Annotated in this window: 10 protein-coding genes; 3 read left to right on the forward strand and 7 right to left on the reverse strand. The window is 31.2% G+C overall.

Features of this window, described 5'->3' with window-relative positions; genetic code table 11:
- The first annotated feature begins 3 nt into the window (after positions 1-3).
- From FHR24_RS14545 to FHR24_RS14555, 3 genes are read left to right on the forward strand one after another with little or no spacing between them, the layout of a single operon-like run.
- Positions 4-363 carry a four helix bundle protein gene (locus tag FHR24_RS14545; RefSeq protein WP_167190580.1) on the forward strand — a complete coding sequence of 120 codons (360 nt, stop codon included), beginning with the start codon at positions 4-6 and terminating at the stop codon, positions 361-363.
- Between the two features lie 13 nt (positions 364-376).
- Positions 377-1,564: an acetyl-CoA C-acyltransferase gene (locus tag FHR24_RS14550; protein WP_167190584.1), complete on the forward strand. Its 1,188-nt coding sequence runs from the start codon at positions 377-379 to the stop codon at positions 1,562-1,564.
- Positions 1,565-1,615: 51 nt separating this feature from the next.
- Entirely contained in the window at positions 1,616-3,412 is a 1,797-nt protein-coding gene (locus tag FHR24_RS14555; RefSeq protein WP_167190587.1) for an acyl-CoA dehydrogenase family protein, read from the forward strand.
- A gap of 129 nt (positions 3,413-3,541) precedes the next feature.
- Here FHR24_RS14555 and FHR24_RS14560 read toward each other — a convergent pair whose 3' ends face one another.
- The 7 genes from FHR24_RS14560 to FHR24_RS14590 all read right to left on the reverse strand — a co-directional run.
- Entirely contained in the window at positions 3,542-3,691 is a 150-nt protein-coding gene (locus FHR24_RS14560) for a hypothetical protein (RefSeq protein WP_167190590.1), read from the reverse strand.
- Between the two features lie 11 nt (positions 3,692-3,702).
- Positions 3,703-4,188 carry a YchJ family protein gene (locus FHR24_RS15765; RefSeq protein ID WP_167190594.1) on the reverse strand — a complete coding sequence of 162 codons (486 nt, stop codon included), beginning with the start codon at positions 4,186-4,188 and terminating at the stop codon, positions 3,703-3,705.
- A gap of 28 nt (positions 4,189-4,216) precedes the next feature.
- Entirely contained in the window at positions 4,217-5,083 is an 867-nt protein-coding gene (locus FHR24_RS14570) for a hypothetical protein (RefSeq protein ID WP_167190597.1), read from the reverse strand.
- Positions 5,084-5,168: 85 nt separating this feature from the next.
- Positions 5,169-6,941, reverse strand: coding sequence for a translational GTPase TypA (gene typA / locus FHR24_RS14575; protein ID WP_167190600.1), 1,773 nt, complete (start codon positions 6,939-6,941; stop codon positions 5,169-5,171).
- A gap of 118 nt (positions 6,942-7,059) precedes the next feature.
- Positions 7,060-7,572, reverse strand: a complete 513-nt coding sequence (locus FHR24_RS14580; protein WP_167190603.1) for a hypothetical protein — start codon at positions 7,570-7,572, stop codon at positions 7,060-7,062.
- 1 nt (position 7,573) lies between these two features.
- A complete protein-coding gene (locus FHR24_RS14585) occupies positions 7,574-8,821 on the reverse strand; it encodes a metallophosphoesterase (protein WP_167190606.1) in 1,248 nt (415 codons plus the stop codon).
- A 7-nt stretch (positions 8,822-8,828) separates the two neighbouring features.
- The coding region (locus tag FHR24_RS14590; protein WP_167190609.1) for a T9SS type A sorting domain-containing protein at positions 8,829-9,561 on the reverse strand (733 nt) is incomplete at its 5' end.

Below are 9,561 nucleotides of genomic sequence, written 5' to 3' on the forward strand. Positions count from 1 at the left end.
AAAATGCATAAAATAGAGAATTTAAAAATTTGGCAAAAATCTATAGAACTTAGTAAAAGAGTTTACAAGATAACTGAAAACCTTCCACAGGATGAAAAATATGGTTTAATCAGTCAAATAAAAAGAAGTTCTGTATCAGTAGCATCAAATATAGCTGAAGGAGCTGGAAGAAATTCTAACAATGAATTCTTATACTTTCTAGGCATTGCCAATGGTTCTGTTTATGAGCTACAAACTCAATTAATATTATGTCATGAATTAAATTTTATCAAACAAAATAAGTTAACAGATATTATAGGATTATGTACTGAAATCCAAAAAATGATTTACAGCTTTCAAAGTTCACTAAAATCTCGAATCTAAAAACTCAATACTAATGAATAAAACAGCATATATAATTAAAGGATACAGAACCGCAGTAGGAAAAGCACCTAAAGGTATCTTTCGTTTTAAAAGACCCGATGAGCTAGCCGCTGAAACTATAGAATATTTATTAGAAAAAACTCCAGAGCTAGATAAAACTAGAATTGATGATGTAATTGTTGGGAATGCAATGCCAGAAGCTGAACAAGGTTTAAATATGGGACGTTTAATCTCTTTAATGGGCTTAAAAATTGACGATGTTGCAGGAATGACTGTAAACCGTTATTGTGCTTCTGGAATAGAAACCATTGCAATAGCTGCTGCCAAAATACAATCAGGAATGGCAGATTGTATTATTGCAGGTGGTGTAGAAAGCATGTCTTATATTCCTATGGGAGGATACAAACCCTCCCCTAACTACAAAGAAACCAAAGCAGGTAACGAAGACTATTATTGGGGAATGGGATTGACTGCAGAAGCTGTAGCAGAACAATTTAAAATATCTAGAAAAGACCAAGATGCCTTTGCTTTTAACTCACATCAAAAAGCTTTAAAAGCACAAGTAAATAATTTATTTGAAGATGATATTGTTCCCATCAACATAGAAGAAATTTTTATAGACAATGAGGGTAAAAAACAAACTAAAAATTATTCTATCACTCAAGATGAAGGCCCTAGAAAAGATACTTCTTTAGAAGTTTTAGCAAAACTAAGACCCGTTTTTGCTAATAAAGGGTCTGTTACTGCTGGAAATTCATCGCAAATGAGTGATGGTGCAGCGTTTGTAATTGTAATGAGCGAAGAAATGGTTAAAGAATTAAATTTAGAACCTGTAGCCAGAATGGTTTCTTTTGCTGCTGTGGGTGTAGAGCCTAGAATTATGGGAATTGGTCCTGTTAGAGCTGTACCAAAAGTACTAAAAAGAGCAGGAATGAGTTTAAAAGACATTGACTTAATGGAATTAAACGAAGCTTTTGCATCACAATCTTTAGCCGTTATTAACGAACTTGGTGTTAATCCAGATATTGTAAACGTAAATGGTGGAGCCATTGCTTTAGGACATCCTTTGGGTTGTACAGGTGCAAAATTATCAGTTCAGCTTATTAACGAAATGAGAAGACGGAAAAATAAATATGGTATTGTGACTATGTGTGTAGGAACAGGACAAGGGGCAGCAGGAATTTATGAATTTTTAAAATAATCTTTTTTAAACAGATAAAAATAAGTTTAAAATTAAAAAGAAATAAAGAGCATGAAAAATACAATCAAAGGAGGAGAATTTATAGTTAAAGAAACAAACGCTAACAATGTTTTTATTGTAGAAGATTTTACAGAAGAGCAATCTATGATGAAAGAATCTGTAATTGAATTTATTGATAGAGAAGTTTGGCCACATAAAGAACGTTTTGAGAAAAAAGATTATGCTTTTACCGAAGAGTTAATGGTAAAGGCTGGAGAAATGGGGTTTTTAAGTATTGCTGTTCCCGAAAATTATGGAGGAATGGGAATGTCTTTTATGTCTACAATTCTAGTTTGTGACTATATATCTGGAGCTACCGGTTCTTTTGCTACAGCATTTGGTGCACATACAGGTATTGGAACCATGCCTATTGTATTGTATGGAACCGAAGAACAAAAACAAAAATACGTTCCTAAATTAACTACAGGAGAATGGTTTGGATCTTATTGTTTAACAGAACCAGGTGCAGGATCTGATGCCAATTCTGGAAAAACAAAAGCAGTATTGTCTGATGATGGAACACACTATAAAATTTCTGGTCAAAAAATGTGGATTTCTAACGCAGGCTTCTGTAGTTTGATGATTGTATTTGCTAGAATTGAAAATGATAAAAACTTAACGGCTTTTATTGTTGAATATGACAAAGAGAATCCGAATGGAATTACCATGGGAGAAGAAGAAAAAAAATTAGGAATTAGAGCTTCTTCTACCCGACAAGTTTTTTATAATGAAACAGTTGTTCCTGTAGAGAACATGTTGTCAGAAAGACAAAACGGATTTAAAATAGCTTTAAATATTTTAAATATTGGTAGAATTAAATTGGCTGCAGCTTGTTTAGATGCTAGTAGAAGAATTATAAACAACGCAGTAAATTATGCAAATGAACGTAAACAATTTGGAACATCTATTGCTAATTTTGGAGCTATTCAAGAAAAAATAGCCTTAATGTGTACCAAAACTTTTGTAACAGAAAGTGGTGTATACAGAGCAGCCGGAGATATTCAAAACAAAATTGATGCTTTAATTTCTAAAGGAATGCCTCATGCAAATGCAGAATTAAAAGGGGTGGAAGATTTTGCATTGGAATGTGCCATTTTAAAAGTTTATGGATCTGAAGTAGGTCAATTTAATGCCGATGAAGGTTTGCAAATTTATGGAGGAATGGGATTCTCTGAAGATACACCAATGGAAGGTGCGTGGAGAGATGCTCGTATTTCTAGAATTTACGAAGGTACCAACGAAATAAACAGACTACTATCCATTGGTATGCTAATGAAAAAGGCTTTAAAAGGTGAAATAGACTTAATGACTCCTGCAATGTCTGTAGCAAATGATTTAATGGCAATTCCTTCTTTTGAAACTCCTGATTACAGTATTTTATTTTCTGAGGAAAAGGAAGTTTTAAATAAGCTAAAGAAAACATTTTTAATGATTGCTGGTAAAGCTGTAGAAAAATTTGGAATGGACTTAGAAAAGCAACAAGAAATTGTGTTGTGTGCTGCAGAAATTCTAATAGAAATTTACATGGCTGAATCTACTTTGTTAAAAACTGAAAAATTAGCGGCCAAAACATCAGAAAAAGAAACGAGTTTGCAAATAGCTATGACGCAATTAAATTTATTTAATGCGGTAGAAACTATTAACAGAAAAGGAAAAGAAGCTATTATTTCTTTTACAGAAGGTGATGAACAAAGAATGTTATTAATGGGATTAAAACGTTTTACCAAATATCAAAACTATCCTAATATTGTAGCTCTTAAAAAAGAAATAGCTGCTGTAGCTATTGCTAAAAATGAATATCCTTGCTAAAAAAATAAAAACTGTTTTTTGTCAGTTTTTATTTGAAAAACTATATCTTAGCAAAGTAAATTTAGGTTGAATGAAATTTACCAAGAAATCAGAAATTAGAGTTTATTGCACACTCTGTTTCTGATTTTTTTATTGTTTAGACTTTATCTGCTCTTTTAAAGCTTTAAGTCTGTCTTTGTGAGCTTGTTCCTTTTCACGTATTTTATTTTTCTTTCGATCCATAAGTTTACTGTGTTTAGATTTATTTTTAGTGTTTTTATCACTTCCTGTCTGTGCCATAATATTCAGTTTTAAGAGTGTTGACCAACAATATAAACCCAATGTTCATTTTCTTTTACAAACCTAGAGTTTTCGGTAATGTTGTTTTTAATTCCGTTTTCTAAAAAATGAGCTTTAAAAGTTACAAATCCTTCCTTATTTGTAGGTTTAGGAGCAGCTACTATTTCTAAGCCTAACCATGTAATAGACCTTGTCCATTGTAAAATTTCATCAGCTTCTTTTATAGGTCTAGTTGATGAATGATGACTTTTTAACAAATAATCAATATCCGCTAAAACATAAGCTGTGTATCTAGACTTCATCAACTCTAGTGGCGTTTGTACTTTTAAAATATCTTGATGAAATACACCACAACAAACTTTGTAAGATTTATTAGAGCCGCAAGAACACAGCACCACTTCCCTATTCGCGTTGGTTCTGGCTTCTAAATTAAACCGATGTTTTTTAGAAGATTGATTTTCTTTTTGTTTTTGTACTAGTTTAGAAAATTTAGACACATTAAATGGTTTAGACTACAAAAATACATTAATCTGGTAAAGTAAGCAGAAACAACTTTTGTTTGTGTTTGTAGTTTTTTCCTTTCAGCTTTTTTTTAGAAGCCTCTCTAGTTACAAATACTTGATGGTTATTTTTCCACGCAATAGCTTCTACTTGATTTGCATAATTTAATAACGGAGTTAATTTAATTTTTAAAAAAGAGGACTGCTCTAAATTAAAGTCTTTAAAAAGAACTAGATAAGACTGATAATCTTTGTTGTACGCTGTACCTATTAACGCATTTTTTTGGGGATTATAATCTAATGAAGTCAACAAACAGTTAATATTGATAGATTGTACTTTTTTAGCAATGTAAGTTCCTTTATCAGTCGGAACTGTATAAATATTAGTCTTAAAATCTTTCCAGTTTTTGGTAAAAACTAACAATTGATTTTGATAAATTGTTATGGATTCAGAATCAAAATTATGAGCGTGATCTGCTGCTTTAAAATTACGCTGATCTTCATAAGCATAATAAATCTTATCTGCTTTTACTTTATTTTTATTCTTTACATCAGCCTTATTTACTTTATAAACAACCAGGTTTTTTCTATTTCCAGCATTGTTTCCAGTATCTCCAATATAAATGTAATTTTCATCTTGAGTAATCGATTCCCAATCTAAATTGGTTGCATTGGTAATTTTAATGGTTCTTTTTATTTTTCCTGATTTTGAATTCAAAACATACAATTCTGGTTTCCCTCCAGAATCATTAAACGTTAACAGTTCGTTGTCCACGAAAACAATACCAGAAGTTTCTTCTACTTTTTTAGATAATTTTACTTTATTTTCAATTTTGATAACCTGACTTGCAGCTAATTGAAACACTAATAATAAAGAAAGTAATAATCTCATTTATAAATATATTTGTTTAAACGAATGTATAAAAAAACTCCTTCAATTACTTGAAGGAGTTTGTATGTATTATGATTAAGGAAAATTAAGCTTTAAAATTAATTTTTCTCATTCTTAAGCTTTCTGGAGTTACTTCTAAGTACTCATCAGCTTTGATATATTCCATATTTTCTTCTAAAGAAAAATCTACTTTTGGAGCAATTTTCATCGCTTCATCTGTACCAGATTTACGCATGTTAGTTAATTGCTTACCTTTAATTAAGTTTACAGACATATCATCTGACTTACTGTTTTCTCCAATTACCTGACCAATGTAAATTTCTTGATTAATATCAATAAAAAACTTACCTCTATCTTGTAAACGGTTTAACGCATAAGCAGTTGCTTTACCTGCTGCAGAAGAAATGATTGCTCCTTTTATCTCTTCAGTAAAATCTCCTTTATAAGGACCATACTCACTAAATCTATGGTTGATAATTGCTGTACCTGCAGTTGCAGTTAAGATTTTATTTCTTAAACCAATCAATCCACGGGATGGAATGTTAAATTCTAAGTGTTGTAAATCTCCTTTAGGTTCCATTATCATTAAGTCTCCTTTACGCAAAGAAACTAAGTTTACTGCTTTAGAAGCAGCTTCTTCTGGTACATCAATAGACAATGTTTCCATTGGTTCATGTTTCTTACCATCAATCATTTTAATAATTACCTGTGGTCTACCTACTTGTAATTCATATCCTTCTCTACGCATTGTTTCAATCAATACAGATAAGTGTAAAACTCCACGTCCAAAAACGTTAAATTTATCTTCACTATCAGTCGTTTCAACTTTTAATGCTAAGTTTTTTTCTAATTCTTTAAACAGACGATCACGAATATGACGAGAGGTAACAAATTTACCTTCTTTACCAAAGAAAGGAGAGTTGTTAATAGTAAACAACATACTCATAGTAGGTTGGTCAATTTCAGTTCTTGGTAATGCTTCTGGATTTTCTAAATCAGCAATTGTATCACCAATTTCAAATCCTTCAACACCAGTAATAGCACAAATATCTCCACAACGTACAGTCTCAACTTGTACTTTACCCATTCCTTCAAAAACGTGTAATTCTTTAATTCTCACTTTTTTAGTAGAACCATCAGCTTTACACAACATGTAGTCTTTACCAGCAGTTAAATCTCCACGGAAAATACGTCCAATAGCAATTCTACCCGTAAAAGCAGAAAAGTCTAAAGAAGTAATTTGCATTTGTGGAGTTCCTTCATTGTATTTTGTTGCAGGAATAGACTCTAATACTGCATCTAATAAAGGTACAATATCTTCAGTTTGGTTTTTCCAATCTGTACTCATCCAGTTGTTCTTTGCAGAACCATAAACCGTAGTAAAATCTAATTGCTCTTCTGTTGCTTCTAAAGCAAACATTAGGTCAAATACTTTTTCGTGAACGATATCTGGAGTACAGTTTTCTTTATCAACTTTGTTTACAACAACAATAGGAGTTAATCCTAAAGAAAGTGCTTTTCCTAATACAAAACGAGTTTGTGGCATAGGTCCTTCAAAAGCATCAACCAATAATAAAACACCATCAGCCATTTTTAATACACGTTCTACCTCACCACCAAAATCGGCATGGCCAGGAGTATCAATTACGTTGATTTTTGTTCCTTTATATTGAACAGATACGTTTTTAGAAAGAATTGTAATTCCTCTTTCACGCTCTAAATCATTGTTATCTAATAATAGGTCTGTACGTTCTTTACGTTCGTCTAAAACTTTAGCTTGATCAATAATTTTATCTACCAAAGTAGTCTTACCGTGGTCAACGTGGGCTATAATAGCAATGTTTCTTATTTCTTGCATGGTTGCACTTTAAATTTAAAGCGCAAAAGTAATCAAAAGAAGTTAGAAAATATGAATTAAAATTGTTTATTAATTCTTTTAACCCTATTGTTAATGTAGTCTTTATAATAAGTTGATTTTAGTTGGCACTAAAAAAGTCTTCTGGAGATGGTTCGCCTAATTCATTTGGTGTTAGTTTTCTTCCCATTTCAAAAGCATTTTCTATGGCTATTTCTTCTGTCCATTTACCAACAACTATATCTGATGTTAAAAATTCATAAGCAACAATTCCATTATACAATTCTCTATCAGACATATAACTAAAATGGATGATTAATGTGTTATTAAACACAAAACCATAGCCTGTTTGGTGTTGTTCTCCTTCTATTAACCAACTTGCTTCTATTTGGTTGCTCATTAAATCTATATGAAGTAAACCTGTGTAGTAGCTATCTTTAATCTCTGGGTTTCCCCCAACTATTTCATAAACACCACAAACATTAATCATATTTATGTTAAAATCTGGATTTTTTTCTGAATGCTCTAACAAATGATATCTTTTTAAGAGCTCTTTTTCCTTAAACTTTCTTCCTTTTAAGGCTAATTTAGATTTTTGATACCAATGTTTTACCCTTTGATGAAATACATCCATATTAACTTTCTTGATGTAATGTAATTATGGTAATTTCTGGCCAAATACCAACTCTACCCGGAAAACCTAAAAATCCAAAACCTCTATTTACATATAAATGTTGTTTATTATTGGTATACAATCCTGCCCACCTTTTGTATATATATTTTGATGGACTCCATTTAAAACCTGGAATTTCTACTCCAAACTGCATTCCGTGCGTATGGCCAGATAAGGTTAAATCTATATGTTGTTTGTGTGGAATTACTTTTTCATCCCAATGTGTAGGATCATGAGAAAGCAATATTTTAAAGTTTTCTGGATTGGTTCCTTCTAAAGCTTTGCTTAAATCTCCTATTTGTGGAAAAGGAGGTTTCCCCCAATTTTCTACTCCAACTATATCTAACTCTTCTCCATTTTTTGTAATTGTATGGGTTCTGTTGTTTAACAAATCAAACCCCATATCTTTTTGATGTTGAAAAAGATTCAATAAATTTTGTTTCTTTTCATCAGCATTGTTCCATCTTTTATGTGTTCCATAATCATGATTTCCTAAACTAGAAAACACTCCTAATGGAGCTGTCATTTCTTTAAACATTTCTTTGTAAGGAACAATTTCTACAGCATCATTATTCACCAAATCACCTGTAAACAAAATTAAATCTGCTTCTTGTTGTTTGATTAAATCTACTCCGTGCTTTACTTCATCTATATCATCAAAACTACCTGAATGTATATCTGATATATGAACTATTTTTAAACCATTAAAAGAAGCCGGTAAGTTTTTAAATGACAAAGCAATATTTTTTACTTTGTAATTGTATTTTCCTTTTGTAATTCCGTATAACATGGATAAGAAAGGAATACTAGCCAGACCTAATCCTACTTGACCAATAAATTTTCTTCTATCACTGAATTTCACTTCGGTATTAGAGCTAAGAAAAACTCTCCAAATTGATTTTCCTACAAATTCAATAACTCTTACAACATCATCAAAAGCTGCCGTTAAAAACATTCCTATCTTTAATGCTATAAATGCAAAAGTGTATCCAAACCATAAATTAATTAAAATATTTCCTTGCGTTGGTCTGTCATCAAATCTTAATAAAATTAAAGTAAAACAGCCGTAGCTTATTAGCATACTTAAAACATAAAACCATTTAAAACCTAGCTTAATGGTATTATTTGTAAAATAATTCCTGAAGCTTGTAAGCAAATACAGGTCTAAAACTAATAATAAGGTAACAAAAATTAATATTCTCTGGATCATTCTATTTTTATTCTAAAACTATTTTCTGTGTAAAACTACCACTACCTGTAACTATTTTAACTACATACAATTGTTCTGCCAAACTTTCTAAACTGATAGTCGAATTATTGGTGATTATTGTACTTGTTTTAGTTATTATTTTTTGTCCCGCTAAATTATATAAATCTATTTGCTGAATATTTCCTTGTTCCACAACAACATTCATCACTTTATCTTGAATATAAATCACTGATTTTGTTGTGTTGTCTATATAATCCGTATCTAAATTTTTACTCTCCTTAAAAACCAAACTAAATCTGTCTTGGTGCTCTCCTGAACTTACCATGGTTGTGTAACTTTCAGTGGTACTGATCTTGTTTACCGTAGCTTCTTGCTTGTCTAATAAATATACATCGTTATACAAATCTTGTACATCGTCTATTTTAAAAGTAACCTCTCTTTCACTCTCTAATACAACTCCTATGGGTAATTCTAAACTCTCACTTACATAAGGAACACTGGTAATGATAAATCGATCGATATCATCTTCTACGATCCAATATGCATCATTGTTGTAATAGTCAAACATAAAAGCATCTTTTCCTAGTTCTTTAGCCAACGTATTTCCTTCTAATGCAGTTACCAATTGTCTGTGGTACACTTTTGCATCTTCTGTTTTGTACTCAAACCCTAAACGAACCATAGGCTTGATGTTATTTAATGTTTTAGTCTCTTGCGTTTTAAAGAATTTTCTACTTTCA

Source organism: Wenyingzhuangia heitensis (assembly GCF_011762155.1).
In the GTDB taxonomy this organism is placed as follows: domain Bacteria; phylum Bacteroidota; class Bacteroidia; order Flavobacteriales; family Flavobacteriaceae; genus Wenyingzhuangia; species Wenyingzhuangia heitensis.

What these genes read in the sequence shown, in the direction of transcription:
- FHR24_RS14560 (WP_167190590.1), bottom strand. Translation starts at nt 3,691, where the DNA reads ATGGCACAGACAGGAAGTGATAAAAACACTAAAAATAAATCTAAACAC.
- typA (WP_167190600.1), bottom strand. Translation starts at nt 6,941, where the DNA reads ATGCAAGAAATAAGAAACATTGCTATTATAGCCCACGTTGACCACGGT.
- FHR24_RS14550 (WP_167190584.1), top strand. Translation starts at nt 377, where the DNA reads ATGAATAAAACAGCATATATAATTAAAGGATACAGAACCGCAGTAGGA.
- FHR24_RS14545 (WP_167190580.1), top strand. Translation starts at nt 4, where the DNA reads ATGCATAAAATAGAGAATTTAAAAATTTGGCAAAAATCTATAGAACTT.
- FHR24_RS14570 (WP_167190597.1), bottom strand. Translation starts at nt 5,083, where the DNA reads ATGAGATTATTACTTTCTTTATTATTAGTGTTTCAATTAGCTGCAAGT.
- FHR24_RS14580 (WP_167190603.1), bottom strand. Translation starts at nt 7,572, where the DNA reads ATGGATGTATTTCATCAAAGGGTAAAACATTGGTATCAAAAATCTAAA.
- FHR24_RS14555 (WP_167190587.1), top strand. Translation starts at nt 1,616, where the DNA reads ATGAAAAATACAATCAAAGGAGGAGAATTTATAGTTAAAGAAACAAAC.
- FHR24_RS14585 (WP_167190606.1), bottom strand. Translation starts at nt 8,821, where the DNA reads ATGATCCAGAGAATATTAATTTTTGTTACCTTATTATTAGTTTTAGAC.